Consider the following 24967-nt stretch of genomic DNA (forward strand, 5'->3'; position numbering starts at 1 on the left):
GATTGGCAGAGATAAGAGCTAGAATCGTATTAGAGGATACTATGAGTTCTCAAATAGTTGAACCTATAGAAGCTGTTAATAAACTTACGGAAAGTGCGAAAGTGGCCAATAATGTCATTGATATGATGACAAAGAAAAATATAAATATAGATACAACTAATGCTATTAACGAAATTAAGAGTGTTACGGAAAATATTTCATCTGCTAACAATGTTATAGACCTTATGTCTAAAAAGAAGGTAGATATAAATGTTGATAATACCATTAATAAGATTAATGAAGTAAAAAATTCAGTTAATTCTACAGCTGAAGTTATTGATATGGTATCAGGAAAAAGAATAGACATGGATACTGCTTTAGCTAACAGTAAAATAGGTGAATTAAAAAATAACATTAAAGAAGTAGTAACACATCCATTAAATATTCCAATCAACGCCACTAATAAGACTAAAGAAGTTATTTCTAAAGTTAAAGGTGATATGGCTAGTATAAAATCTACTTTATTATCTATTAGTGCAGTAAATAAAACAGTAGGAGTTGTATCTAAGGTTAAAAGCGAATTGCTGAGCTTAGCAAAATTACCTGTGACAATAGCCATTAAAGCTAAAGATGAAACTTCAACAGTAATATCTAAGATTAAGGATAATTTATTTAGTATAAAAACTTTAGCAGCCACAATGGCAACGAATGCGGTAGGAAAAGCTACTATAGGTGCAGCTTCTAATTTAGAGCAAGAACAAATAGCTATGAAACATTTTATAGGTTACAATAATCAAAGTTCTAGTCAAGCAGATGTTCAGAAAATGACTGATTCGTATATTTCACAACTTAGGACAGAGGCAAATATCACCCCATTTGGAACCAGCGAAGTTATAGCAGCAGGACGTAGAGCCGTGAATATAACTTCAGGGGATACCAAAGCTGGTATGGATTTAGTAAAACTTTCTGAAAATATGGCAGCACTTAATCCAGGAAAATCCGTTATGGATGCTATGGAAGCCCTTGCAGATTTAAAAACTGGTGAAACTGAAAGAATGAAAGAATTTGGTTTTAAAATATCCCAAGACGATATTAATAAAGCAGGAGGTGTTGACAGTTATTTCAAACAACAAACAGGTTCTGAGGGTAATATAGGAAAAGTTTTTGCAGGTGGAGCAAAAGAATTAAGTAATTCTACTGCTGGAAAATGGAGTACTGTAACAGGAAACTTAGAAACCATAGGTGCAAATTTCGGCAAAGCTTTTTTGCCTGTTATAAATAAAATTCTTACACCTCTTGCAAATTTACTTGATAAAAATTCTGATAAATTTACTAAATTCGGTCAAAATGTTATAAAAATAGGTGGCAAAATAGGAACGGCTTTAACGCCTGCTTTTAATTCTATATCTAAAATAATAAAATCTGTAGGAGAACCAGCGTTCAAATCTTTATCTAAAATAGTTCAAACAGTGGTTTTGCCTGCTTTTAAATTTTTAGGCAATATTGCTAAAGAATATGTAATTCCGGCGATATCAGCGGTGGCTGGTGTTATAGCAAAGTATTTACCTCCTATAGCAAATTCTTTTATTAAATCCTTCAACAGTATAAAACCACATTTAGAAAAATTTTGGAATACAATAAAAGTGAATATTATTCCCATAGTTCAAGATTTATGGGGAAAATTTAAAGAAGCTATGCCAGGAATCCAAAAAGTAGTAAGCGTAGCTTTTGATGTTATAGCGAAAGTGGTAGGAGTAGCCTTAGATGTTATAGGAAAAGTTGCACCAGTAATAAAAGGAATATATGATTTTATAGCTCCGATTTTAGGTTGGATTATAGATTTATTCAATAAAATAGCCAGTGCTATAAAAGATGTTTATGATTGGTTTAATAAATTAAGAGGTAAAAAAGAAGAGACTACAAATACATCGGCTACCGATTTATCAAAATTAGGCGTACCAGGATTAACTTCAGCGGGAACTCTAAAATCTTCTGATAAATCATCAAGTAATTCTACGGATTTATGGAAGTATGTAACCAGGAAAAATGCTTTAGGAACCTCTTATTTTGAAGGTGGCCTCACATATATAAATGAAAATGGAGATGAAATAGTAGATCTTCCAGCAGGTAGTAAAATACACAGCAATAGAGAATCGAATAATATATTAAAAAATATGCAATTCCCTAATAAGGATATTACTTCTGGTATGTGGAATCATAATAAGTCTATGGCTCCCGAAGTTGCTAAATGGGGTCAGGATATACCAGAAGGTATGGCAAAAGGAATAAGACAAAACACTAAAACCGTAACAGATGCCACTACTTTTATGGCTTCAAAAATAAGGGAATTAATTCATTTCACTTCACCAGACAAGGGGCCTCTTGCCGATTTTGATACTTATTCAGTGGATATGTTAAAGACATTCGGGAATGGGATACAAAATAATACGAAACTTGTAACTAACCCTACAACTAATATGGCTACAGGGGTGAAAACTGTATATAAAGATTTATCTACTCAAAGCTTAACTTATGGACAACAGGTAGTTCAACAATTAGGGTTAGGAATAAAATCAAGTGAAAATAATTTGGTTGCCATAGTCCACGAATTAACTCAAAAAGTTATAAATGCTTTTACGGGACCAGATGGCTTTGACATACGCAGTCCTTCAAGAAAGTTATTTAGCATAGGTGCAAATGTAATACAAGGTTTTATAAATGGTTTAAGCTCCAAAGATGCTTTAGCTTTTTTTCAAAATAAAATAAGTGGTGCGATATCCAACGTAGGTGGAAATGTATCCGGATGGTTAAGTGCCGCATTAGCTATTACAGGAACGCCAATGTCATGGCTTCCAGGATTATTGCAATTAGTTAAAAGAGAATCCGGTGGAAACCCTTTGGCTTATAACAGTATAAGTGTTGGAGGAGAACATGCGACTGGACTTATGCAGATGCTAAAGAGTACATTTATGGAAAATATGTTTCCTGGACTAAGTGATATAGCGAATCCGGTTGCCAATGCCGCCAGTGCAATAAGGTATATAAAGAAAAGATATGGTAACGTAATGAACATACCCAATTTGTTCTCCGGAAACTATAAAGGCTATGCCGTAGGACTTACAAGGGTGCCAAAAGATAACTTTCCTGCGCTTTTACATGAGGATGAAAGGGTGCTGACGGCTAATGAAGCACGAAATTATGATAAAAAGAATAATGGTATTCAGGTGATAATTCAAAAGCTCGCAGATAAGCTTGTAATAAGAGAAGATAGTGACATAGACAAGATAGCTACAGCCATAGCTAAAAAACTTACTATTGCAGAAATGAATATATAAGGAGGTTTGCAAAATGGATAGAAATATGGAATTTTGGTTAAAGCAGGATGATATTCCTTCCAATTATATTCATCTCCCTGTACCTCCTGGGAATTACAATCTTAATTGGGCTAATAATAACAGCTCTTTTTTAGTTGAAGGAATGGGAGAGGTAAGTTTTCTGGGAAAGCCAAAACTAACTGAAATAACCCCTATAGAAAGCTTTTTCCCTTATAGATACAATACTTATTGCCAATATAAAGATTTCCCTGCTCCGGCAGATTGTGTAGTAACAATTCAGAAAATGAGATTATCCGGTAAACCAGTTCGTTTTATAATTACAAAAACCTTAGTAAATATCCTCTGTTCTATTGAGTCTTTTCAATTTGGTGAAAAGGACGGGACAGGGGATATTTATTATACACTACAATTAAAAGAATACAGGGTGTTGAAATGATTAATTTATATTCTCTTTATAACAGCCCTAGTCAAGGGCTTATACACACAAAAATAACTAACTTCTGTAAAACCATTGTATGGAGTGGGGATAAAGATTCCATAGCAAGAAAGCTTGAAATTACTATGGCTTATGGCATATGGGATAAAAACCAGCCTAATGTACAGATAGGTCCAGGTACTTTAATCTGGATGGTAGAGGATGAAAAAGAAATTTTCAGGGGGCATGTATTTGACAGGGAGATAGATTCTGATACTCAGGAACTTAAATTTGTAGCTTTTGACTGTATGATATACCTTACAAAGTCTAAGAGCAGCCACAACTTTACTAATATAACACCTGAAGAAATAACAAGAGTAATTTGTGGGGAAGCAGGAGTATTTTGTGGGGATATAGGGGTTACAGGACTGAAAATAGATTTATTAGCAATGGAGAAAACATTTTATGATACCGTAATGATGGCCTATACAAAGGTATGGCATTTCAACGGTGGAAGGTATAACTTTTATCCATTTATGAATAGAGATGTCCTTGAAATAATGAACATGGGTGTACCTATCGATAATTTTGTTATAAAACCTGAACTGAATTTAGGAAAAACAACTTATTCCGATTCCATAAGCAATATGATAAATAAGGTGAATGTATATAACAGCAAGGGTGAATATGTGGGTACTGCATGGCAGCGTGATTGGATAAAAGCCTACGGAATACTTCAAGATGTGTATTCTGCTCCTGATGATGATAAGGACCCTATTACCACAGCAACAAATATGCTGCATGGCGTAGATGAAACTGTGGCTGTAAATCTTATTGGTGATACCAGATGTACAACTGGTTGGGGGGTTAAAGTGCAAATACCCTATGTATATAATCTGATTGATACTGTAATGTGTATAGATGCCGATAGTCATACTTGGGAAGTTGGAACTGGCAAGTACACAATGGATTTAACTCTAAATTTTCAAACTAAAATGAAACTGGTGGAGGTGGATGAAGCAGCATGAATATAAGGAACCCTTACAATGATATACTTTTAAAAATGAGAAGACAGGGGGCGGCTTATAATCCCCCTTCTATTGATATTGGAAAGGTAGTAACTCCTAACCCTTTGACAATCCAAATAAATGATACGCCACTTACTAAAAAAAAACTCCTGGTATCAGATTTTTTACTGAGCAGTTATAAAAGGAAGATAAAGATACCTCCCACAAGTGCTACAGGGTCTACGACAGATGGCAGCATAACATCTATAGGGATACCTGATGCAGAATTGAACTTTACAGATGGCCTTAAAGCCGGCGATATGGTAGCCTGTCTAGCTACCTCTGATGGACAAAAATATATTGTATTATGCAAGGTGGTAAGCTTATGAGTATATTACCTGCATTGGATGTAAATATAGATGATGTGATAAATCAAAGTATTGAAGATTCTTCAAGTATACTTGCAATACCCAGAGAATATGCATGGGACTTTGAAAATAATGATTTTCTTCTTAAAGATGGTAAATTTGTTATAGTGGAAGGAAAGGAAGCTCTTAAGGTATGGATGTGGAAGGCTCTACACACTGTAAAAATGAGATATAGTATTTACTCTGATAATTACGGTCATGATTTGGATAGTTTAATAGGCCAGGGGTTTAGCAGTGGATTAATTGAAAGTGAAGCCAGGAGGATTGTATGGGAATGCATAAGTTTAAATCCTCATATAACAGGCATAGAAAATTTTAGCACCACATATGATGGAGACACTTTAACAATTAGCTTTACGGCTCTTACAGATCAGGGGGAGGTGGATATGGATGTATAGTGAATCGGAAGAAACTATAAAAAGCAGAATGTTAGGGAATATATCTGACAGTGTAGATAAAACAGAAGGTTATCTTGTATATGACAGTGTAGTTGCTGCAAGCAAAGAGTTTGCAAAAGCCTCTACTGAATTAGATAGTATAGTTGACAAGTTTGATCTAAGCAAAGTTAGTGGTGATGAATTGGAATTAAGAATAAAACAGAGGACAGGTCAAACCAAAAATCCTGCCAAATATGCAACGGGAATTTTAGATATAACAGGAACTGCAACTATAGCTGAGGGGGACTTATTTCAAACACCTAATGCAATACAGTTTAAATCACTGGAATTCAAAACTATAACTGAGAGTGGAACAATTGAAATACAAGCTGTAATACCGGGAAGTAGTGGAAATATACCGGCCAACCAAATAACCATTATGCCTGTAGCTATAAGTGGCGTAATCAGCGTTATAAATTCTTCAGCAACTCAAGGAGGTTTTGATGCTGAAAGTGATGCCCATTTACTTGAAAGATATTATGAAAAATTACAAAATCCGGACACAGGAAGCAATATAGCTCATTTTCAAAACCTGGTTAAAGAATATCCCGGTGTTGGAGATGTTAAAGTTTATCCAACTTGGAATGGAAATAATACCGTAAAGCTTGTAATTATAGATGCAAACAAGCAAGTTCCCTCTGAAGAATTTGTAAATGCAGTACAAAATTACATGGACCCATTAGGTGAGAATTGGGGACTAGGATATAGAGAAGCACCGGCATTTTGCTATACAACAGTTGAAGGAGCTGCAGCCAAAACTATAAATGTAAGTTTTACAATTGTGAAAGACACAAATTATACGGATGAACAAAGGCTTGCCAATGTTCAGGCAAGTATAACTGAATATTTAAAGACTTTGGCATTTGTAGATGATGCCGTAGTTTCCTATGCTAAAATTGGTGTGGCAATACTTGACAGTAAAGGAGTGCTGGACTATTCTAATTTAACTGTAAATGGAGGAACAACAAACATTCCAATATCATTAACAAAAACTTTATGTGAAACTCCAATATTGGGGACGGTGGCAATAAATGAGTAATACTGCGTTGAAAAGTTATTTACCTCAAATGCCTGCAGATACTAAGATATTTGATGAAGTATTAAACAGCGAAGATACTGAATTTAACAATATGTACGGCAATATTGATGATATAAAGGCTCAATTAAATATAGATACTGCAACATGGGCCTTAGATATATATGAAAGAGAACTAGGTATAATTACGGATTATACAAAAGCCTTAGATTATAGAAGAAGTGTAATAAAATCCAACTCCAGAGGTACAGGAAAATTAAATGCTGCACTTATAAAACTTGTGTGTGATTCTTTTTCAAATGGTGATGTGGAAGTTACTTTTGATGGTATTATTCATATTGCTTTTGTTAATGTTTATGGGGTACCTTCTAACATGCAGGATTTAAAAAACGCAGTTAACGAGATAAAGCCTGCTTACTTATTGTTAGATTATATTTATATCTATATGACTTGGAATGAATTTGATAATTATAATAAAACTTTCGATCAATGGGATGCATTAAACCTAACATGGGATGAATTTGAAGCTTATAAAGGATAGGGGAGTGAATGAAAAATGCCTAGCGCTAACAAAACACCAAATATAGGATTAAACCAATGGCAGGGAAATGAGTATCCTAAGAGGCAGGATTTTGTAGATGATAATGCTGCTGTTGATTTGGAAATGGTAAAAAAGGCATCTTCTACACAAGACGGAAGAATGTCTAAAGAGGATAAAGTAAAACTTGATGGTATAAGTGCAGGAGCCAACAAAGTGGAACAGTCTAGTACTAATGGAAACATAAAAATAAATGGAACAGAAAAAACAGTTTACACTCACCCTGGAAGTGGTACCAATCCTCATGGAACGACAAAGAGTGATGTAGGACTGGGAAATGTAACAAATGATGCTCAGGTAAAAAGAACAGAGATGGGGGCTGACAGTGGAGTAGCTACATTAGACAGTTCTGGAGTAAATGCACAGGCTCCAAAGGTTCATACACATACAAAAGCACAAATAATTGATTTTCCAACTTCTATGCCAGCAAATGGCGGTGATGCTGATACTGCAACAAAATTAGCGACGCCTAGAACAATATCTTTGGAAGGAGATGCCACAGGAAGTACTACTTTTGATGGTTCTGTTAATAAGAGTATAACTGTGGTACTAGCAAACAGTGGGGCAACCGCAGGGACATATACTAAACTTACTATAGATGCAAAGGGTAGGGTTACTTCTGCAACAACTTTAAGTGCTTCAGATATACCTAGTTTGGATTGGAGTAAGATAACATCTGGAAAGCCTACAACATTAGCAGGATATGGAATAACAGATGCAGTAAGTAAATATGTTGGGGTATCAGTAGGGACAGATTTAAATACGGTTCTTACATCTGGTTTTTATAGACTACATGGTACAACATCTGGTTATACTAATATACCTACAGGTGCGGATATTAGTTATGGTCAATTAATTGTGTCTCGTGGTTTAAGTTCTGTATTTCAAATTATTACAGGACACAATGATAATGAATATTACATGAGACAAGGAAGCATGGGAGAAGGCACAGATACAAATTTTGCAGATTGGCAACCTTGGAGAAGGATTTGGCATGACGGTAATTTTAATCCTACTACTAAAGCAGATAAAACAGATACTTATACAAAAGATGAAGTTGATAATAAAATACTTTATCTAGGTACAACATCTAATTCGGGTAATGCCTATTCGGTATCAGCGCCAGAGGGATTTACATTAAAAGATAATCAATTGTTGATAGTTAAGTTTAATGCAGCTAGTACAGGAGAAATATCCTTGAATGTAAGCTCTACAGGAGTAAAACCAATTAAAGATTATTTTGGCAATGCTGTAACAAATGTGAGGACTAATCTACCGGCTATACTTTCATATGAAAGCAGTTCAGATTCTTTTATCTTATCGGGTAAAGGAGGTGATGGAGACGCATTAACTACAGATATAAGGCAAGGTAAAAAAGCTACTACCAGAGATGGATTTATAACAGGTACTTTACCCGTACAAGCTACAGGATCACAAACAGTAACACCAGGGACAAGTAATATAGTAAAACCAGCAGGAATATATGATGAAGCCATAACTGTAAAAGGTGAGCCTAATTTAATAGCGCCTAATTTAGTAGCGGGAAAAAGCTATTTTGGGATACAAGGAAGTGCTGATATAGAAAGCTTAGGAGGTAAGAAATATGCTAGTGGAACTGGAACATTTGATAGTATAGGGCATGCTTCTATTACTACATTAAATTTTACTCCATCAACTGTTATTATGTGTATTCCTAATTATAGAGGCAATGCAGGCACTTATTGGTTAGACATTCACTCCCCTATTATATCATACGTTCCTGGTAGTGGTGAAATCAGTAAGATAATTTTTAGCACAAACGGATTTTCCAGAAACGAGGATAATGATTTTATAAGTAATACAACTTATAATTGGTTAGCAATAGAATAGGAGAGTGATTAAATGAATTTAGGCAGAAGAATAATCTATGATAGCCAAACAGGAGCTATTATATTAGACACAGGAGAACAAATAGATGCTACAGAAGAAAGGCCAATCTGGAATGGAATAACATATATAGATTTAGATTATGGAGCATATTCAGATGAATTCAGCAGGGTGATAAAATATCATATAGATGTAAGCACAAAAGCAGTTGTATTTGATGAATTAAGCCCAATACCAATAACAATGGATGGCCAAATAAAAACAATTTCACAGGCGCTTTTTATTTTCAACAAAGCCTTTACTAGTTCAAACCAAAACGCTGAATTAGTAGAGGCTATTATAAACGCTATAAATAGTTTGAAATCAAGTTAGGAGATTGAATATGTTAGGATATGATTTTTATAAAATGTTTTACACATTAGGTTATCTTACGATAGATGATTTAAAATGGGCTGTAGCAAATGGGGATTTAACAGCAGACCAGTTCAAAGAAATTACAGGGCAAGACTATATTGCATAATAGAATATGAAGGTAAAATAGGAGCTAGAGATAGCTTTTTTATTTTGCCTTTAAATAGGGAGATGAGAGAAGTGGGACAATGTGAGAAGTGCAAAAATAGGACCATATGTAAATTTACAGATATCTTTACTGAATTACAGGATAAGTCAAAACAGATAAACCAGTTAATTGATACTAGGCATCCTTTTAAAGTAGTAGCCAGTTGTAGCTTTTATAATCAGGATAATGTGGGTACATGCATTAATAATATAACGATGCCTGATAAAAACAATATAATTCCTACCGGTTACTATTAAATTTAATGCAACTTTAATACAAAGAGTTTTGGAGAAATCCAAAGCTCTTTTTTGGCGTTTAAGAATAACTGTAAGGGAGGTTTAAAGTGGAATACCTTATAAATTATTTCAAAGAATTTACAGGAAAATTACTAGCTATAGGGTTTACAAGTTCTACACTGGGGGCATTACTTACCTGGTGCTTTGGTGGGTGGGAAATGGGGATAAAAGTATTGGTGTCCTGCATGGTTTTAGACTATATTACAGGGCTTATGTGTGGATGTAAAGAAAAACATCTGAATAGCTCCAGGGGATTTAATGGCCTTAAAAAGAAATTTACAATACTGTTTGTTTTAATACTGGCGGTACTTTTAGACAGGCTCCTTGGGCAGTGCTGGACATTCCGTACTATGGTTATATATTTTTATGTGGCAATAGAGGGAATAAGTATATTAGAAAATTCGATTAAATTAGGTGTTCCAGTACCTAAAAAGTTGGAAAATGCACTGGAACAGTTGAAAAATAAATAGGAGGAAAAATATATGATTAAAGGAGTAGATATCAGTAACCTTAATGGTTCAATTAGTATAGACTCAATTAAAAATACCGGCCACAATTTTTTAATAGCCAAGGCCACAGAAGGAAGTACCTTTGTAGATAAATATTATAATTCTAATATCGCTAAAGCTAAAGCCCTGGGACTTATAACCGGGGCTTATCATTTTGCTAGATTTCAAGATAGGGCAAAGGCCATACAGGAAGCTAACTTTTTTAAACAGATTGCAGCAGGAGCCAAGCCAGATTTTGTAGTATTGGATTTTGAACAGCAATGCTCTGGAGATATGACAGAAGCATGTCTGACTTTCTTAGAAATAGTAGTCACTATAGCACCAGCACTTATTTATTGTAATCCAAGCTACATAAAAACACATCTAAATTCCAAAATAACGAAGTATCCTCTTTGGGTTGCCCATTACGAAGTAAATACTCCGTGTTTTACGCTGTGGAGTAAATATGCTATGTGGCAGTATACAGATAAAGGACAGATACCAAGAATAAGTGGCTACCTAGACTTAAACTATATGTCTGAAGCATTCTATAACAGCTTTGGTACAAGACAACCAGTAAAACCAGACCCACTTATAGAGCAAATTAAAGCACTGCAATATAACTTGAACATAGACTACAACGCTAAATTAGAAGTAGATGGAATAGCAGGTCCGGCTACTATGGCAGCATTAAAAGGAATCCAGGGTATCATTATTAAGGGTCATAAGTCCCATGTAGTTCTCTGGATTCAACAGAAACTTGAACAATATGAATATTTAAAGGAAAATTCTTATACTCAAATGCTCTATGACGAACCAACTTTCCAAGCTGTAACTGAACTCCAGAAGAATTGGGAAAGGCCAACGGATGGGGTCTTGAAAATAGAAACCTGGAGTATATTTTTGAATAATTAGGGAGCTGAAAGGCTCTCTTTTTAAATTATAAATTATGGAGGAATGTATAAATGAAAGAACAAATATTAAGTATGGGAGTACAGTTTATTATAGGAGTGTTTGGAATTATAGGAACCTTTGTATATAAAGAAGGTTGCAGATGCAATAGAGGTACAGAAACAGGCTCTTGCAGCGAAAAAAGGAGCAGATAATTACAATCGTGCTCTTAGTGTTGCGAAGGGCTTATACTATGCTTTAGAAGATGAATTTAAGGATTTAGTCAAAGCAGGAGATGCCAAGAGAGCTGAAATGGAGAAAAGGCTGCTTGAAATAATACCAGGGCTTACCCAGAATGAACTGGATGCTATAAATAAAGAGGTATGTAATAATGTCATGAAGGTAGGGGAGGGAATATTGACACCTATACATTCAGCAGCAAATGCTCATAGATAGTAGCATTATATGAATAAGCCTATTGGGAAGACCTCAATAGGCTTATTCATATATTTATTTTATCCCCAGAAGTTAAAGCTTCCTACAGATAATGTAGCTGTCCATGATGAGCCTCCTCGGTTAACAGTACTTGTTACAATCATTCCAAGTCCATATGCCACATCAATATCTACATAATTCATACTTACATCATAATAAAAAGTTGATCCAGTTGGATAAAAATGCTTTTCGGGTTCAGTATCATATGATCCATTCATTAAGCCGCCATGAGTTACAGTTCGTACGTGTTTATTTCTAACTGATACACTTGAATCTAATATATTCCAACCACCTGATACAGATTTTAATGCTCTATAAGTATGATTATTATAACCAGAATACTGAACGGTATCATAGTATATTGTGCCGTATGTTAAAACACAGTAAGAAGAAGAATCATATGAAGAATCATATATACTTCCAATTACTTGAGGACTAATTGCAACAAGCTCATTATTGCTATTTACTTCCATTGGAACAATTATTGTTTCAGCATAGTGGTTAATTTGTTCACCTGTAGTAGTATTTTTTTCAACTTTTAGTAATTGCCTAGTTGAATAATCCTTATTAATATTTAAATTTTCTCTCGTAGAATTATTAGCTATTGAGAGAGTACTGTTAAATTCATTAGAAGGATCATTACTATTGGTTGCTACATTTGAATCATTATAAGAATCATTAATATTATTCTTTGCCCTGTAAAATAGGGTATTTATGTCTTTTATCTCACTTTTTTGATACACAGTGACTAGTTTAGCATCCTCTTTTAAAGATGTACTTTGTGCTTGTACACTTGTTGTTGAAAATGTTATGCCCAAAACTACAGATAAGGCTAGCAATTTTAAAAAGTTTTTTTTCATAAATTTTAATCTCCTTCTTATTATTTTATTAATATTAAAAAGACTTTATAAGGTCTTTTTTATATTTTAAATAGATGAATAGAATAAATATCATTTTTTAAATTAATAATTACTTTCTTTTATAAATAATTCTGTAAGAGTATATCCAAGTAGAATTCCGAAAAATATAAATAAATAAGAATATTGAGTTGTTAATATCGCTATAAAGTTAAACGGAGTAAGTATTTTAAAATATTCTAAAATATATAATATAAAAATAATAATTAGTATAACAGCTAATGTTATTTTAGGAATATTCCATTTAATAACTCCATGTAATTTAATTTGTCTAATAAAATTTTCAATATTTAATAGAAAACTAAAAGCTATAGACAGTAAGCTAATAGAAAATGGAACTAAAAAAACATCTAAATTATTTTTTGCAACTTGTGTTATATGATTAATGAATGCTCCAACAATTATTAAACATATTAATTTAACAATTAAGAATACATGAGAATTTATAGATTTATTCATAAAGTGCAATCCTCCTATATATTTAATATTAACTTTTTAAATAATACATAAATTGAAAATATATTTACTAAAATCAAGTTATGAATTTAATAAAGTTTAAAATCTATTATGATTTATGCATGTGAAATGTTTTTTTAAATTAATTATGAATAAATGATATCATATAATTTGGAAAAATTTTGTTGTAATTTGTTTTAAAAAAGTTTTTTTCTCATTAATTTTTTCAAAAGAAATCGACAAGTATCTTTCGAAAATGTCATATGAAGAGAAGATATTCTCTATTTACGGATATATCGACAAATCTGATGTTATAATGCAACTATAATAAATAATTTGAGTTGCTTTAGCTTACAATTTATTACTATGCAACAGAACAAAAGTTTAAATTCATACCACAGGTAGGAGAACAGAAGAGAAAAGAGTTTGACAAGCTTTTGCTTGAGAAGATTCCAGGAATATCTCAGGAAGAGTTGAACCATTTTAGAGAGGCTATTTGTGGAAAGATAAATTCAGAAGTTAAGGAAAATAAGTTATTAGCTCCTGCGTTTAATCCTAATACAGATAGTGCAGATGTGGTAAATAAAACAGTGTAAGTTAACTCTAGCGGCCTGTTAAGACCACTATATTTTATAAAGAGTGCAATTTGAGCACTCTTTATAATTTCTTTAGTATATAATTTATACTTGATGCATCATATGATGCATGAGGGACATTTCAACAATTTTACTTAAATATTCCCTTGCTTGATTTATTGACATGCCGCAGTTTGTTAATGTCTTTAACATATCAGGATGGTGCTGCTCGAACATCATTACAATCTCTTGTACATCTAATTTCATTTTTTCCATATCTTTTTTTGACATATCCATCATATCTGGCATTTCTTGTTTCATGCCTGATTTCTTCTCCATAGAGGGCATTGTACTTCCTTTATTAATTTTGTTTTCTTTAAATTTTTCTTCCCCCTTGAATAAAGGTTTAGGCTCTTTGCGCATCACAGGCGGATACATAGTTCTATTGACCATCATACAGTAACAACACATTGGTGGTGTTGTTTCTAATGGTGGATACATGTATTTATACATGAAAAGCCTCCAATAAAATTTTTCTCACAATAGTATACTATTCAAAAAACTGTTATTTGGAATGTTTACGTTTCGATTTTTCTTGATACATCTCTTAACCTTAAAAGTAAATTTCTATAATAAAAGCCCTGGCAGCACCAGAGCTTTTATGAATTATGGTAAAAACATATTGAGTGAGATAATAAAACATTTATAGGAGCATTAATTATTATATCCAAATTCAATAAATTCAAAACAAAAGAAAGCTTTATGCCTTGAAACCATTTACATGTCTTATAAAATCATATATCATATACTTATAAGGCTAACCCCCTTAATTAATTTTTCACAACCTAAAATAAGTTTAATTTTTTTAAATCAACACTCCAAATAGTATGATTATCAACCAATCATACTATTTTTTTGACCGATATATACCTTAAAGGTAAATTTATTTTAAGTTTGCTAGAGATTTTCTGGTAGGGTTTATTTTTGTTTAAATATATATTCACATAAAAAGCTGACCAAAGGCCAGCTAAAAAATTTAAAAGGAATAACTATACTTAAATAGTATGACCAAAATTTTCAAATTGCATATAATATATAGGAAACAATTTTAATTAAAATATAAGGTATTCTTTAAATAAAAATTTTTATAATAAAACTAATTTAATGAGATAAGTGTTTTTGTGACATTAAGCATTATACCCAACTTTAAACATTTTATATTTATTTTTCAAAAATTCATTTAATTACCTAGAGTATTTTTTATAGAACTGCACAAACTTTAAATGTAGCATCAAAGATTACTATTTAGAGAGGTGTTTATTATGACACGTAACAATAAGTTAGTAGTCCCAGAAGCCAGAAAAGCCTTGAACAGGTTTAAGGTGGAATCAGCCAAAGAGGTTGGAGTAAATTTAAAAGATGGCTACAATGGAGATCTAACTGCCAGAGAAGCTGGTTCAGTGGGTGGAAACATGGTTAAGAAAATGATTAAAGCCTATGAAGAAGACTTAAAATAATAAAGTAATGGGAAGCCTGTACCTTGAGGGGTGCAGGCTTTAATTAAGACAATAGAGTTCATACTCTCAAATCTTCTTCCACGTATCGTAGAACCATTCCATGTTCTTTCTTCCGAATTGCTTTGCCACATCCTCTTTAACCCTTTCGTCATAGATATTTAAGTTTGGAGTATATATAGCAGCTGCCTCAAATACTTTCTCATACAGCAGATCGAAAAGCTCATCATTAAATGTGTCTAATCCTTTAAACATTAATCACGCCCCCTTTTTGTTTCATTATACCTAATCTAAACAATTCGTCAAAATCCCTATATTTTCTACAGTTTCTATGCAAGAACATATGGATATTTAGTGCATACATTGTATATTACAAATTGCTATTAGATTATTTATTGAAAAATCCTGATATAATAGTGAAGTAGATTAATGTTTGTTCGGTAAACTTGGGGGCGAACTTACATCATAGTAAGGGGAAATCGATTATATGTCATTTCTTGATAACTTAAATAAGACAGTCGGGAGTGCAGCGTCAGCGGCTGCTAAAAAATCAGGGGAACTCGTCGAAATAACTAAAATCAATATGAGCATCAACAAAGAGGAAGACAATATCAATAAGGTTTATGCAAAAATCGGAAAGAAATTCTATGAAGCCAATGCGGATTCAATGGAAAATGATGAATATGCTAAGCTTTTTAAACAGATAAAAAAACATCAGCAAACAATTAATGAACTAAAGAAAAAGCTGAAGCAGATAGGAGGATAAAGACAATGAAGTAAGGAGGGGAGTTTAATATTCCCCTCTGTTATATTCTATAAGACATCTTTAATTTTTTCTTTCATTTTGTCAAAAGTCTTCTTGGAGATAAAATTTTTTTTATTTATACAATTTAAATATGCATTTTCCGAAATACCTAAAATCCTAGAGGCGTGTCTTTTATCTAAGCTATTTTTATTTCTCCATAGTTCTAATATTTTACTACAATCACGCACTATAAATTCCATGTAGTCATCACAAATTATAATATTGCCAAATAGTTCATATAACTTTATTATTATATTAGGAGATGGGTTAATATTGCAATTTTCGTAAGATATAATTGTACCTGTAGAGATATTCAAAATTTTGCCTAGTTCTTTGGCTTTTATATTCTTATTTTTTCGTATTTTTCTTAGTCTAATTCCAAATGTATCTGATTCTAAATAAGGATATATAAGTCTTAGGCAATCATTTAAGTTGAATTCAAATGATTGGGTTAGTGTCGCAATACTATAAGTCATGGATGATTGTGACCTGGAAAATTTATATTTTTATGCCTTGTAACACTATCTGTGATATTTATTAAATCTCCTGCTCCAAGAGCAATGATTTCTTCAGCAGCTGTATATCTGCCATTATTTCTCATTATGCCGCCTACATTTCCAAGGCCAAGTACCATATCTGTTTTTTCGTACATGACTACATCTGCTCCTGCTTTTTTAGCAGTTAGAGCTGCTGCACATCCAGACCAGCCGGAACCAATTACTACTGCTTTCATGAAAAGACCTCCTATATAAATTCTTTATTTTTAAACAAATCTCTTGGATCCATTTGAATTTTGCATAACCTCTTAACTCCATTATTGGTACAGCTTGAGCATATTCCTTCACCACAGTTCATTTTAGTGTTGTTACAGCAGGAGAAATTTATAGATTTTACTGATTGAATAATTTTATAAGTTAGGGTATCAGAACCACCACAGTGAATTATATTTATATTTTCAGCATCTATGATTTCCTTTAAGATAGATTTAAATTCTTTTGTAAGATTTCCATCTTCTAATATACTGCAATGTATGGTTTTAGAACTATACTCTTCGAAGTACTCCCTGGCAAAGTTATTTTCAAATTGAGTATCCAAAATAGATATAATTTTGTTATTATTACAGTGTAGATTTTTCATAACGGAAATTGAAGGCGAAATACCTATTCCTCTTGCTATAATTAAAGATGTGCCATCTTTAGCATTATAAATATTTGATAATCCCATTATTCCATTTGAAAAAGGACCTCTAAGTAGTATTTTCTGATTTTTATTTAATTGAAATAGTTTTTTAGTTTTTATGCCAATTAATTTTATGGCAACTTTTAAAAAAACTTCATCTGTGTTAGCTTCCATTATTGATATGGGAACATCGTAATAATTTATACTTTCTTCACCTCTCATAAATACAAAACTTCCAGGATAAGTTAGCTCTTTTACAAGATTTTCGGGAGCTTTTAGTGTAAATATACATACATCATCCTGAAGTATTTCTTTTTTTAATATATATGAGATATAAGTTCCTCTTAATTTTTTTACTTTATTTCCATTTGACATACATTGTTCATATATACATATACCATGCCAATTTTTACATTGACAGAATTTTTCACCAGAAAGTTGGGAACAGGACACGCAGTCAAGAGTTTCTGCAAGATGACATGGACAATAAATACTCCCAGCGTCAATACAATACATGCAAATAACCTCCGTCTATTATTTATTGTAAGTTTTTATTTTTGATAAAATATTTATCCGAAAGCTGCAATTAGCTAATACCCCAGTCTCTCGAAAATGGAGGATAAGCAATGCTGCGCTCCTGGATAAGTTCTTCTAAGATTTAGATGAAGAGTATTCCCTATAGCAAATTCCATCTGAATCTAAGAATCACTTGATTATAAATATGTGTATAATATCAGATTATTTTTCTATATAATGTTTTGTTACTTTAAAATATATAACAGTAGAAATTATTTAATCTATCTATGTATGAACTTGCAGTGCAATTTATTTTGTGCCATTTAATGAATTAATCGTATGTAAAAAATAAACACCAGTAATAAAACTGGTGTTTATTTCTGTATTATATAAATTAAGTAAGTTATATGAAGTAAGTGTTCTAAATATTAATACCAATCATCGTGACCACTATATGGCAGCATTATAGGCATGATAAATGCCATTGGCATATGATGCATTTTAGGTCTGCGTCTACGCCTTCTTCTACGTCTGCGCCTTCTTCTGCGTTTTCTGGGATCTTTTCGTCTATACCCAGGATAGTATAAAGAGTCCTCATCATCTTCAAGTTCATCATCATAAGGATCTTCGTCTATACACTCATCGTCCATTAATCGAGTATAAGGCATGGAACAGTAAGGACAATACATAGGGGATTCGAAATCGTAGGAATTTTCAAAGTCATAGGAGTCCTCAACCTTTTCGTTACTGATATTGTCATTAGCATCATTAATGCTCATGAAGTACCTCCGCAAATTTATTTACAATGTTATACTATGAATAAAATAGAATATTTGTGAATGAATAATAAAATATATTTATGAACAGTATTCCTTATCTAAAAGAACATATTTAGATTTATTATTTTTCATTTTAGTTCCATATCATTTATTATTTTTCTAATTGTCTTCCTGTATACATTTAACATTCCGGCAATTTGTGTCTTGTTATATCCTTTTTCAAATAAGGTGGTAAAATTATAGAACTTAAACTTAAAAATTTTATTTGCACTTTTTGATAAAATTTTAACATTATAATTGCAATAAGTTGATAAACGTAGTAAAATAAAATTATTAGATAAGAGGAGGCATATAAAATGGATAAATTAGATCAAATATTACAGATATTCAATACTATAAAAGAAGGAGAACCATATTTATATGGCAATTATAAGGAATTTGGGATAAATATAAAAGTATATATAGGATTTGATAAGTATAAGAATAGTTTTTGTCAAATCGTAAAAGAAAATGGGGCTATTAGAAATACAAGGGATATTCAAATTAATCAAGTATTCTTTTATTTAAAAAATATATTTGATGAAATAGATGGAGTTGAAAAAAGTAATTGGCAAAAAAATTTTAAAGAGGAATATTAAGTTAAAAATATAGGGTAGTTAGTTAAATATTTAACTAACTACCCTATAATAATTTTAAGAGGATAGATCAAAATAAGTGGCTAATTTGAGAGTTTTCTCAATTTATCTTGTGTATACAGATGTCATTATCAATGATGATGATACATATTTATCCTGTTTAAACTTGATAATAATCGAATGATCGTTTATTATTTAAATATGAGATGTAAAGATGAAAATAAAAAAGAAAATATTTTTACTGCAACGATACAACTTATTAATGAAATTGGTTTTTCTGAGATATCTATGTCTAAGATCGCTAAAAGGGCTGGTGTATCGTCTTCAACTATTTATGTATACTTTAAAAATAAAAATGACATGATTAATAAATTGTATCTGACAGTCAAACAAAAGATGAGCTGCGAAATATTTTATGGCATTGATGCATCTACTACGGTAAAAGCAGGATTTGAGTTGGTGTTTAGAAACTATCTCAAGTTTCTTTTGAACTGTAAGGACTATTTTCTCTTCATAGAACAGTTTGCAAACTCACCATTGATTCAAAGTTTAAGCCGTGAAGAGGGTTTAAACTTATTTTTACCAATGTATCAGTTATTTGAAAGGGGAAAAAGTGAAAATATTTTAAAAAAAGTAGATACAGATTTATTGATTATTTATGCTTATACTCCTATCAATCAGGTAGCAAAAGCTTGTTTAAATGGGGAATTTAAATTAAATGAGGAGAAAATCAAGAAAATAATTCAAATGAGTTGGGATGCTATAAGACTACACTAGTTAGTAACTTAAGCTATGTTATAATAAAATAAAAATCTGGTAAAAAATTCAACAACACAAACTACAAAATATTTTTGGGAGGAATTATAATGTTATACAGAAAATTTGGTAGGACAAATGAAATGGTTTCAATTTTGGGATTTGGATGTATGAGGCTTCCAATCCTTCCAGGAAGGGATTTATCTAAGATTGATGAAAAAAAAGCTATGGAGCTAGTTCGTTATTCAATCGATAAGGGAGTAAACTATATAGACACTGCATACCCTTATCATGGAACTGGTATGAGTAAAGGCGGGAAAAGTGAACCATTTGTAGCAAAAGCGCTAAAAAATGGTTACAGGAAGAAAGTTAAATTGGCTACTAAACTACCTAGTTGGTTGATAAAAACAAGAAATGATATGGATAAATACTTGAACGAACAATTGGAACGCCTTGAAACAGATTATATAGATTTTTATTTAGTACATTCACTTAATCACAGAGATTGGGATAGGTTAAAAGAAAATGGTATTGATGAATTTTTAGATTCCGCTATAAAAGACGGCAGAATAAAATATGCTGGATTTTCATTCCATGACAAACTGGATCTCTTTAAAGAAATAGTTGATTACTATGATTGGTCATTTTGTCAGATACAATACAACTACCTGGATGAGAATTTTCAGGCTGGAACAGAAGGATTAAAATATGCGGCTGGAAAGGGATTAGGAGTTACAATTATGGAGCCTCTTAGAGGAGGCAAACTTGTTAATAATCTTCCCGAGAAAGCTAAAACCACTTTCAGTGAAGCAACTATAAAAAGAACCCCATCAGAGTGGGGATTAAGATGGGTATGGAATCATCCAGAAGTATCAGTTGTTCTCAGCGGTATGAATTCCATAGATCAGGTCATAGAAAATATAAAAATAGCTAATGAGGCAAAAGAAAATTCGTTGACAGAAAAAGAATTAAAAATAATTGATGAAGTTAAAAATATTATTAAGGGAAAAGTGAAAGTTAATTGTACGGCCTGTGGATACTGTATGCCATGTCCTTCAGGTGTAAATATTCCTGGATGTTTCAGTTCTTATAATAATCATAGTATGTTTGAAAAAGATGAAACTTATGGATTTATTCCACCTGATCAAAAGGCATCAAATTGTGTGGAATGTGGTAAATGTGAAACTCATTGTCCACAAAATATTCCAATTCGTGAAAAATTAAAAAAAGTTAGATTATTATTTGAATAAAATTTAATAATATTCACTTGATAAAGGCTTAAAGGTTGAGATGGAGAAAAGCATTCTTTACGAGCAAACCCCACCTGGACCTAAAAATCACTTGATAAAAAATGCATTGGAGAGTATAGAAATGAAAGTATTATATTATGATTGTTTCTGCGGAATAAGCGGAGATATGAATTTAGGAGCATTAATTGATTTAGGTGTAGACAAAGAATATTTAATAAAAGAACTTTCAAAACTCAATTTGGATTCTGAATATGAAATAGTAATTAAAAAAAATATTAAAAAGGGTATAACAGGAACTAAGGTTGATGTAATTCTAAAAGAACAACACAGCCATAAGCATGAGAATTATCATTACCATGATGAACATAGTCACCATAGAAATTTGAAAGACATTAAAAATATAATAAGTACAAGTGATTTAAGTAAACAAGTTAAAAAGTTAAGTCTAGATATATTCATGAGAATAGCACAGGCAGAGGCTGAAGTACATGGAACATCTATATATGAAGTTCATTTTCATGAAGTTGGTGCTGTAGATTCTATTATAGATATCGTAGGAGCGGCAGTAGCATTAGATTATTTGGATGTTGATAAGATTATGGCTTCACCTGTCCAAGTGGGAGGCGGATTTGTAAGGTGTGCCCATGGTCTTATACCTGTTCCTGCACCAGCAACTGTTAATATATTAAAAAATATACCAATTAAGTCTGGCATAGTATCCTTTGAGACTACTACCCCTACAGGAGCGGCAATTTTAGCAGAGAATGTTACAGAGTTTTCCGATAAAATAGAATTCTTAGTAGAAAAAATAGGATATGGAATAGGAAATAGAGATTTAGAAATTCCTAATGTGCTAAGAGTCTATTTAGGTAAAGAAAAAAAACATGAGGAAATAGAAAAACAATATGTATTGGAAACCAATATAGATGATATGAATCCAGAATTCTACAGTTATGTTGAAGAAAGGCTTTTTGACAGAGGAGCCTTAGATGTGTTTAAAACCCCTATTATTATGAAAAAAGGAAGGCCTGCCATAAAGCTAAGCATACTGGTGGATGAAAAAAATGAAAAAGGTGTAATGGAGGTAATTTTTAAAGAAACTACTTCCATTGGCATTAGAAAATTTGAAGCTGAAAAAATAATGCTTCATAGAGACTTTTTAAAAGTCAAAACTCAATATGGATATATAAATGTAAAAAACTCATATTATCAAGGTGAGTTAATTAAGTATAAAGCAGAATATGAAGATTGTAAAGCCATAGCGGAACAAAACAATATACCTATCAGAAAAGTTTATAGGGAAGTTCAGAAAGTAATAGAAGAGAATGATATATATTCATAAGGTACTAGGAGGAATACAATGAATAAGGATGATATAAGAAAATTACTTGAATCTGTAAAAACTAATGAAATTGAAATAGAAGAAGCTGTAAAAAAATTTGAAGATTTGCCTTTTAAGGATTTGGATTTTGCTAAAATTGACAATCATAGAGAAATAAGAATGGGATACCCTGAAGTAATATATTGTGCAGGAAAAACAGTAGAACAAGTAAAAAATATCATTCAATTTATGATTACAAAAGACAATAATATATTAGCCACTCGAGCTAATGAGGAGATTTATAATTCAGTAAAGGAAATATGTCCAGATGCCAAATATAATCATCTTGGTAGAACAATTACTATTAGAAAAAAAGAAGAAAGTCTGACAAATAGCTATATTGCCATAGTTTCAGCAGGAACATCTGATTTGCCAGTAGTAGAAGAAGCAGCAGAAACAGCAATGATATTTGGAAATAGAATAGAAAAGATTACAGATGTAGGAGTTGCTGGTATCCACAGAGTATTTGCAAAATTAGATATTATAAGAGGAGCAAAGGTTATTATAGTTATTGCCGGAATGGAAGGGGCACTTGCAAGTGTTGTGGGAGGCCTCGTAGATAAACCAATTATAGCAGTTCCTACAAGTGTTGGTTATGGAGCAAACTTTGGAGGTCTTTCAGCACTTTTATCTATGCTAAATAGTTGCGCAAGCGGCGTTAGTGTAGTAAATATAGATAATGGATTCGGTGCAGCATATAATGCCAGCATTATTAATAAGCTATAAGTTAAAGTAGTTAGGGGAGGCCCATTTATATGGTACTTAATGAAAAATTACAATTACTTAAAGATATAATTAAAGAAAAAGGTAGTGCAGCTGTAGCATTTTCAGGTGGAGTAGACAGCACATTTCTTGTAAAAATAGCACATGAGGTATTAGGAGCTAAATTGGTAGCAGTGACAGCAACCTCATCCACTTATCCTGAAAGAGAATTGAAAGAGGCAATTAATTATGCCAAAGATATAGGAGTGAAGCATGTTATAATTTCTTCTGAAGAACTTGAAATTGAGGGCTTTGCAAACAACTCCATAAATAGATGTTATTATTGTAAAAAAGAACTTTTTACAATAATAAAAGAAGTTGCTTTGGCTAATGGAGTAGAATATATTTTCGATGGTTCTAATTTGGATGATATGAACGATTTTAGACCAGGAATGCAAGCAGCAACAGAACTAGAAGTGATAAGTCCACTTAAACAAGCAGGTTTAACTAAAGATGATATTAGACAATTGTCAAAAAAATTTGGACTTCCAACTTGGGATAAGCCATCTTTTGCATGTCTATCCTCTAGATTTCCTTATGGAAATAAGATAACCTTATCTAAACTAAAGATGGTAGAAGAAGCTGAACAATTTCTCATTGATATGGGAATAAGACAAGTTAGAGTAAGATATCATGAACAAATAGCTAGAATTGAGGTTTCACCTGAAGAAAGAGAAAAATTTTTTAGTATTGAATTTATGGATAAAGTAGGTAATAAATTCAAGGATATAGGATTTACATATGTTACTTTAGATATATTAGGTTATAGAACTGGAAGCATGAATGAGGTTTTAACAAAAGAAGATAAATCAATGGAGTGACGGAACTGTAAATTGTTGTGAAGTATTTTATGTTTCAAAATCGTTATATATAGTATAAGACTAAAAAATTATAACGATAGGAGATGAAATTCTTATGTTTATTACAGCTATCAAGATGTTAGTTTATGATTATCTATGCCTAATATTTTTTTGTATTATATTTCAAATAATTATGGTTAAAAAAGAACATAAAAATGGACATAAGTATAATTTGAAGCATTTTGTATGGATTTATATTTTTTACATATACTTAATGCTTGTATTTATTTGCACAGGTACTGGAAATATTTGTGAGTTTACAAGATATATTAGAGTACATGAAACAATTACCGTATTAACTAGATTTAATTTAGTACCCTTTAATTCTACTTCTGGAGGAATTATAACACATGTAGCAAACATCATAATGTTCATGCCTCTTGGTTTTCTTTTACCGTTTATCTGGAGACAATTTAAATCATCCTGGAAAGTGGTATGTACAGGATTATTATTTTCATTGGCAATTGAATTAAGTCAACTTCTCAATATGAGAGCTACTGATATGGGTGATCTAATAATGAATACCATTGGAGCATTTTGTGGCTGGTTACTTTTCTATTTGTTTGAAAAACTATTTAAAAATAAAAATGAAAAACCAATTGATAGCTTAAATATAACAAAACTGTCTTTTTTGGCTCGCCACGAAGCTTGCTTTTATCTTATTCTTTCATTTACAGGTGTATTTTTACTTTATAATCCACTTTTATTCTAACCTGTGAATATAATAACATATTTTTTATTTTTCAACATTC

The 24967-nt window shown here is 31.9% G+C and carries 32 protein-coding genes; 24 read left to right on the plus strand and 8 right to left on the minus strand.

Annotated elements, in window-relative coordinates; translation table 11 throughout:
* The first annotated feature begins 2 nt into the window (after nt 1-2).
* From AB3K27_RS08960 to AB3K27_RS09025, 14 genes are all read left to right on the plus strand, one after another.
* Nucleotides 3-3314, plus strand: a complete 3312-nt coding sequence (locus AB3K27_RS08960) for a transglycosylase SLT domain-containing protein (RefSeq protein WP_368490847.1) — start codon at nt 3-5, stop codon at nt 3312-3314.
* 13 nt (nt 3315-3327) lie between these two features.
* Nucleotides 3328-3750 carry a hypothetical protein gene (locus AB3K27_RS08965; protein ID WP_368490848.1) on the plus strand — a complete coding sequence of 141 codons (423 nt, stop codon included), beginning with the start codon at nt 3328-3330 and terminating at the stop codon, nt 3748-3750.
* Nucleotides 3747-4757: a terminase gene (locus AB3K27_RS08970; RefSeq protein WP_368490849.1), complete on the plus strand. Its 1011-nt coding sequence runs from the start codon at nt 3747-3749 to the stop codon at nt 4755-4757. Before AB3K27_RS08965 ends, AB3K27_RS08970 begins: the two co-directional genes overlap by 4 nt.
* Nucleotides 4754-5125 (plus strand): DUF2577 domain-containing protein, encoded by a 372-nt coding sequence (locus tag AB3K27_RS08975; RefSeq protein ID WP_368490850.1) that lies wholly within the window; start codon nt 4754-4756, stop codon nt 5123-5125. The genes AB3K27_RS08970 and AB3K27_RS08975 overlap by 4 nt, the downstream gene beginning before the upstream one ends.
* On the plus strand, nt 5122-5562 hold the full coding sequence (locus tag AB3K27_RS08980; protein WP_368490851.1) for a DUF2634 domain-containing protein: 441 nt from the start codon (nt 5122-5124) through the stop codon (nt 5560-5562). Before AB3K27_RS08975 ends, AB3K27_RS08980 begins: the two co-directional genes overlap by 4 nt.
* Nucleotides 5555-6640 (plus strand): baseplate J/gp47 family protein, encoded by a 1086-nt coding sequence (locus AB3K27_RS08985; protein ID WP_368490852.1) that lies wholly within the window; start codon nt 5555-5557, stop codon nt 6638-6640. The genes AB3K27_RS08980 and AB3K27_RS08985 overlap by 8 nt, the downstream gene beginning before the upstream one ends.
* Nucleotides 6633-7178: a putative phage tail protein gene (locus AB3K27_RS08990; protein WP_368490853.1), complete on the plus strand. Its 546-nt coding sequence runs from the start codon at nt 6633-6635 to the stop codon at nt 7176-7178. The genes AB3K27_RS08985 and AB3K27_RS08990 overlap by 8 nt, the downstream gene beginning before the upstream one ends.
* Nucleotides 7179-7193: 15 nt before the next feature.
* Entirely contained in the window at nt 7194-9104 is a 1911-nt protein-coding gene (locus AB3K27_RS08995; RefSeq protein WP_368490854.1) for a pyocin knob domain-containing protein, read from the plus strand.
* Nucleotides 9105-9116: 12 nt separating this feature from the next.
* Nucleotides 9117-9473, plus strand: coding sequence for a hypothetical protein (locus tag AB3K27_RS09000; RefSeq protein WP_368490855.1), 357 nt, complete (start codon nt 9117-9119; stop codon nt 9471-9473).
* A gap of 10 nt (nt 9474-9483) precedes the next feature.
* On the plus strand, nt 9484-9621 hold the full coding sequence (locus AB3K27_RS09005; protein ID WP_083585765.1) for an XkdX family protein: 138 nt from the start codon (nt 9484-9486) through the stop codon (nt 9619-9621).
* A 44-nt stretch (nt 9622-9665) separates the two neighbouring features.
* Nucleotides 9666-9917 carry a hypothetical protein gene (locus AB3K27_RS09010; RefSeq protein WP_368490856.1) on the plus strand — a complete coding sequence of 84 codons (252 nt, stop codon included), beginning with the start codon at nt 9666-9668 and terminating at the stop codon, nt 9915-9917.
* A gap of 137 nt (nt 9918-10054) precedes the next feature.
* Nucleotides 10055-10426 (plus strand): holin family protein, encoded by a 372-nt coding sequence (locus AB3K27_RS09015; RefSeq protein ID WP_368491136.1) that lies wholly within the window; start codon nt 10055-10057, stop codon nt 10424-10426.
* A gap of 12 nt (nt 10427-10438) precedes the next feature.
* Nucleotides 10439-11359, plus strand: coding sequence for a glycoside hydrolase family 25 protein (locus AB3K27_RS09020; RefSeq protein WP_368490857.1), 921 nt, complete (start codon nt 10439-10441; stop codon nt 11357-11359).
* A gap of 117 nt (nt 11360-11476) precedes the next feature.
* Complete coding sequence (locus tag AB3K27_RS09025; protein WP_368490858.1) at nt 11477-11791, plus strand: hypothetical protein; 315 nt, start codon at nt 11477-11479, stop codon at nt 11789-11791.
* Nucleotides 11792-11850: 59 nt separating this feature from the next.
* Here AB3K27_RS09025 and AB3K27_RS09030 read toward each other — a convergent pair whose 3' ends face one another.
* Nucleotides 11851-12690, minus strand: coding sequence for a hypothetical protein (locus tag AB3K27_RS09030; protein WP_368490859.1), 840 nt, complete (start codon nt 12688-12690; stop codon nt 11851-11853).
* Between the two features lie 102 nt (nt 12691-12792).
* Nucleotides 12793-13206 carry a hypothetical protein gene (locus AB3K27_RS09035; protein WP_368490860.1) on the minus strand — a complete coding sequence of 138 codons (414 nt, stop codon included), beginning with the start codon at nt 13204-13206 and terminating at the stop codon, nt 12793-12795.
* Between the two features lie 434 nt (nt 13207-13640).
* Between AB3K27_RS09035 and AB3K27_RS09040 the strand changes: the two genes are divergently transcribed.
* Nucleotides 13641-13799 carry a hypothetical protein gene (locus AB3K27_RS09040; RefSeq protein WP_368490861.1) on the plus strand — a complete coding sequence of 53 codons (159 nt, stop codon included), beginning with the start codon at nt 13641-13643 and terminating at the stop codon, nt 13797-13799.
* An 84-nt stretch (nt 13800-13883) separates the two neighbouring features.
* On the opposite strand, the gene AB3K27_RS09045 is transcribed toward AB3K27_RS09040, so the two are convergent.
* Nucleotides 13884-14291: a hypothetical protein gene (locus tag AB3K27_RS09045; protein ID WP_368490862.1), complete on the minus strand. Its 408-nt coding sequence runs from the start codon at nt 14289-14291 to the stop codon at nt 13884-13886.
* A gap of 809 nt (nt 14292-15100) precedes the next feature.
* Here AB3K27_RS09045 and AB3K27_RS09050 point away from each other — a divergent pair.
* On the plus strand, nt 15101-15295 hold the full coding sequence (locus AB3K27_RS09050; protein WP_368488353.1) for a small, acid-soluble spore protein, alpha/beta type: 195 nt from the start codon (nt 15101-15103) through the stop codon (nt 15293-15295).
* A 66-nt stretch (nt 15296-15361) separates the two neighbouring features.
* Here the strand turns inward: AB3K27_RS09050 and AB3K27_RS09055 are convergent, their stop codons facing one another.
* Entirely contained in the window at nt 15362-15547 is a 186-nt protein-coding gene (locus AB3K27_RS09055; RefSeq protein WP_368490863.1) for a hypothetical protein, read from the minus strand.
* A gap of 232 nt (nt 15548-15779) precedes the next feature.
* Between AB3K27_RS09055 and AB3K27_RS09060 the strand changes: the two genes are divergently transcribed.
* Nucleotides 15780-16058 (plus strand): hypothetical protein, encoded by a 279-nt coding sequence (locus tag AB3K27_RS09060; RefSeq protein ID WP_368490864.1) that lies wholly within the window; start codon nt 15780-15782, stop codon nt 16056-16058.
* Between the two features lie 47 nt (nt 16059-16105).
* Here AB3K27_RS09060 and AB3K27_RS09065 read toward each other — a convergent pair whose 3' ends face one another.
* The 4 genes from AB3K27_RS09065 to AB3K27_RS09080 form a co-directional block, all read right to left on the minus strand.
* Nucleotides 16106-16573 carry a helix-turn-helix domain-containing protein gene (locus AB3K27_RS09065; protein WP_368490865.1) on the minus strand — a complete coding sequence of 156 codons (468 nt, stop codon included), beginning with the start codon at nt 16571-16573 and terminating at the stop codon, nt 16106-16108.
* Nucleotides 16570-16830 (minus strand): FAD-dependent oxidoreductase, encoded by a 261-nt coding sequence (locus AB3K27_RS09070; RefSeq protein WP_368490866.1) that lies wholly within the window; start codon nt 16828-16830, stop codon nt 16570-16572. Before AB3K27_RS09070 ends, AB3K27_RS09065 begins: the two co-directional genes overlap by 4 nt.
* Before the next feature lie 11 nt (nt 16831-16841).
* Nucleotides 16842-17792 carry a sulfide/dihydroorotate dehydrogenase-like FAD/NAD-binding protein gene (locus AB3K27_RS09075; RefSeq protein ID WP_368490867.1) on the minus strand — a complete coding sequence of 317 codons (951 nt, stop codon included), beginning with the start codon at nt 17790-17792 and terminating at the stop codon, nt 16842-16844.
* A gap of 428 nt (nt 17793-18220) precedes the next feature.
* On the minus strand, nt 18221-18571 hold the full coding sequence (locus tag AB3K27_RS09080) for a hypothetical protein (RefSeq protein WP_368490868.1): 351 nt from the start codon (nt 18569-18571) through the stop codon (nt 18221-18223).
* Nucleotides 18572-18927: 356 nt separating this feature from the next.
* On the opposite strand from AB3K27_RS09080, the gene AB3K27_RS09085 reads away from it, so the two are divergent.
* From AB3K27_RS09085 to AB3K27_RS09115, 7 genes are all read left to right on the plus strand, one after another.
* On the plus strand, nt 18928-19209 hold the full coding sequence (locus AB3K27_RS09085) for a hypothetical protein (RefSeq protein ID WP_368490869.1): 282 nt from the start codon (nt 18928-18930) through the stop codon (nt 19207-19209).
* 177 nt (nt 19210-19386) lie between these two features.
* Nucleotides 19387-19983, plus strand: a complete 597-nt coding sequence (locus AB3K27_RS09090) for a TetR/AcrR family transcriptional regulator (protein ID WP_368490870.1) — start codon at nt 19387-19389, stop codon at nt 19981-19983.
* A gap of 89 nt (nt 19984-20072) precedes the next feature.
* Complete coding sequence (locus AB3K27_RS09095) at nt 20073-21212, plus strand: aldo/keto reductase (RefSeq protein WP_368490871.1); 1140 nt, start codon at nt 20073-20075, stop codon at nt 21210-21212.
* A 121-nt stretch (nt 21213-21333) separates the two neighbouring features.
* Nucleotides 21334-22554 carry a nickel pincer cofactor biosynthesis protein LarC gene (larC, locus tag AB3K27_RS09100; RefSeq protein ID WP_368490872.1) on the plus strand — a complete coding sequence of 407 codons (1221 nt, stop codon included), beginning with the start codon at nt 21334-21336 and terminating at the stop codon, nt 22552-22554.
* Between the two features lie 18 nt (nt 22555-22572).
* The gene (gene larB, locus AB3K27_RS09105) at nt 22573-23319 is read left to right on the plus strand and encodes a nickel pincer cofactor biosynthesis protein LarB (protein ID WP_368490873.1); all 747 of its coding nucleotides are present in this window, start codon (nt 22573-22575) and stop codon (nt 23317-23319) included.
* 29 nt (nt 23320-23348) lie between these two features.
* A complete protein-coding gene (gene larE / locus AB3K27_RS09110; RefSeq protein WP_368490874.1) occupies nt 23349-24176 on the plus strand; it encodes an ATP-dependent sacrificial sulfur transferase LarE in 828 nt (275 codons plus the stop codon).
* A 94-nt stretch (nt 24177-24270) separates the two neighbouring features.
* Entirely contained in the window at nt 24271-24927 is a 657-nt protein-coding gene (locus tag AB3K27_RS09115; protein ID WP_368490875.1) for a VanZ family protein, read from the plus strand.
* The last annotated feature ends 40 nt before the right edge of the window (nt 24928-24967 follow it).

Source organism: Clostridium sp. BJN0013 (assembly GCF_040939125.1).
Taxonomy (GTDB): Bacteria; Bacillota; Clostridia; order Clostridiales; family Clostridiaceae; genus Clostridium_B.

What these genes read in the sequence shown, in the direction of transcription:
- AB3K27_RS09090 (WP_368490870.1), top strand. Translation starts at nt 19,387, where the DNA reads ATGATCGTTTATTATTTAAATATGAGATGTAAAGATGAAAATAAAAAA.
- AB3K27_RS09065 (WP_368490865.1), bottom strand. Translation starts at nt 16,573, where the DNA reads ATGACTTATAGTATTGCGACACTAACCCAATCATTTGAATTCAACTTA.
- AB3K27_RS09085 (WP_368490869.1), top strand. Translation starts at nt 18,928, where the DNA reads ATGGATAAATTAGATCAAATATTACAGATATTCAATACTATAAAAGAA.
- AB3K27_RS08995 (WP_368490854.1), top strand. Translation starts at nt 7,194, where the DNA reads ATGCCTAGCGCTAACAAAACACCAAATATAGGATTAAACCAATGGCAG.
- larE (WP_368490874.1), top strand. Translation starts at nt 23,349, where the DNA reads ATGGTACTTAATGAAAAATTACAATTACTTAAAGATATAATTAAAGAA.
- AB3K27_RS09030 (WP_368490859.1), bottom strand. Translation starts at nt 12,690, where the DNA reads ATGAAAAAAAACTTTTTAAAATTGCTAGCCTTATCTGTAGTTTTGGGC.
- AB3K27_RS08980 (WP_368490851.1), top strand. Translation starts at nt 5,122, where the DNA reads ATGAGTATATTACCTGCATTGGATGTAAATATAGATGATGTGATAAAT.
- AB3K27_RS09005 (WP_083585765.1), top strand. Translation starts at nt 9,484, where the DNA reads ATGTTAGGATATGATTTTTATAAAATGTTTTACACATTAGGTTATCTT.
- AB3K27_RS08975 (WP_368490850.1), top strand. Translation starts at nt 4,754, where the DNA reads ATGAATATAAGGAACCCTTACAATGATATACTTTTAAAAATGAGAAGA.
- AB3K27_RS09045 (WP_368490862.1), bottom strand. Translation starts at nt 14,291, where the DNA reads ATGTATAAATACATGTATCCACCATTAGAAACAACACCACCAATGTGT.
- AB3K27_RS09080 (WP_368490868.1), bottom strand. Translation starts at nt 18,571, where the DNA reads ATGAGCATTAATGATGCTAATGACAATATCAGTAACGAAAAGGTTGAG.
- AB3K27_RS09050 (WP_368488353.1), top strand. Translation starts at nt 15,101, where the DNA reads ATGACACGTAACAATAAGTTAGTAGTCCCAGAAGCCAGAAAAGCCTTG.
- AB3K27_RS09075 (WP_368490867.1), bottom strand. Translation starts at nt 17,792, where the DNA reads ATGTATTGTATTGACGCTGGGAGTATTTATTGTCCATGTCATCTTGCA.
- AB3K27_RS09020 (WP_368490857.1), top strand. Translation starts at nt 10,439, where the DNA reads ATGATTAAAGGAGTAGATATCAGTAACCTTAATGGTTCAATTAGTATA.
- larB (WP_368490873.1), top strand. Translation starts at nt 22,573, where the DNA reads ATGAATAAGGATGATATAAGAAAATTACTTGAATCTGTAAAAACTAAT.
- AB3K27_RS09070 (WP_368490866.1), bottom strand. Translation starts at nt 16,830, where the DNA reads ATGAAAGCAGTAGTAATTGGTTCCGGCTGGTCTGGATGTGCAGCAGCT.
- larC (WP_368490872.1), top strand. Translation starts at nt 21,334, where the DNA reads ATGAAAGTATTATATTATGATTGTTTCTGCGGAATAAGCGGAGATATG.
- AB3K27_RS08965 (WP_368490848.1), top strand. Translation starts at nt 3,328, where the DNA reads ATGGATAGAAATATGGAATTTTGGTTAAAGCAGGATGATATTCCTTCC.
- AB3K27_RS09060 (WP_368490864.1), top strand. Translation starts at nt 15,780, where the DNA reads ATGTCATTTCTTGATAACTTAAATAAGACAGTCGGGAGTGCAGCGTCA.
- AB3K27_RS08985 (WP_368490852.1), top strand. Translation starts at nt 5,555, where the DNA reads ATGTATAGTGAATCGGAAGAAACTATAAAAAGCAGAATGTTAGGGAAT.
- AB3K27_RS09035 (WP_368490860.1), bottom strand. Translation starts at nt 13,206, where the DNA reads ATGAATAAATCTATAAATTCTCATGTATTCTTAATTGTTAAATTAATA.
- AB3K27_RS09000 (WP_368490855.1), top strand. Translation starts at nt 9,117, where the DNA reads ATGAATTTAGGCAGAAGAATAATCTATGATAGCCAAACAGGAGCTATT.
- AB3K27_RS08990 (WP_368490853.1), top strand. Translation starts at nt 6,633, where the DNA reads ATGAGTAATACTGCGTTGAAAAGTTATTTACCTCAAATGCCTGCAGAT.
- AB3K27_RS09115 (WP_368490875.1), top strand. Translation starts at nt 24,271, where the DNA reads ATGTTTATTACAGCTATCAAGATGTTAGTTTATGATTATCTATGCCTA.
- AB3K27_RS08970 (WP_368490849.1), top strand. Translation starts at nt 3,747, where the DNA reads ATGATTAATTTATATTCTCTTTATAACAGCCCTAGTCAAGGGCTTATA.
- AB3K27_RS09095 (WP_368490871.1), top strand. Translation starts at nt 20,073, where the DNA reads ATGTTATACAGAAAATTTGGTAGGACAAATGAAATGGTTTCAATTTTG.
- AB3K27_RS09055 (WP_368490863.1), bottom strand. Translation starts at nt 15,547, where the DNA reads ATGTTTAAAGGATTAGACACATTTAATGATGAGCTTTTCGATCTGCTG.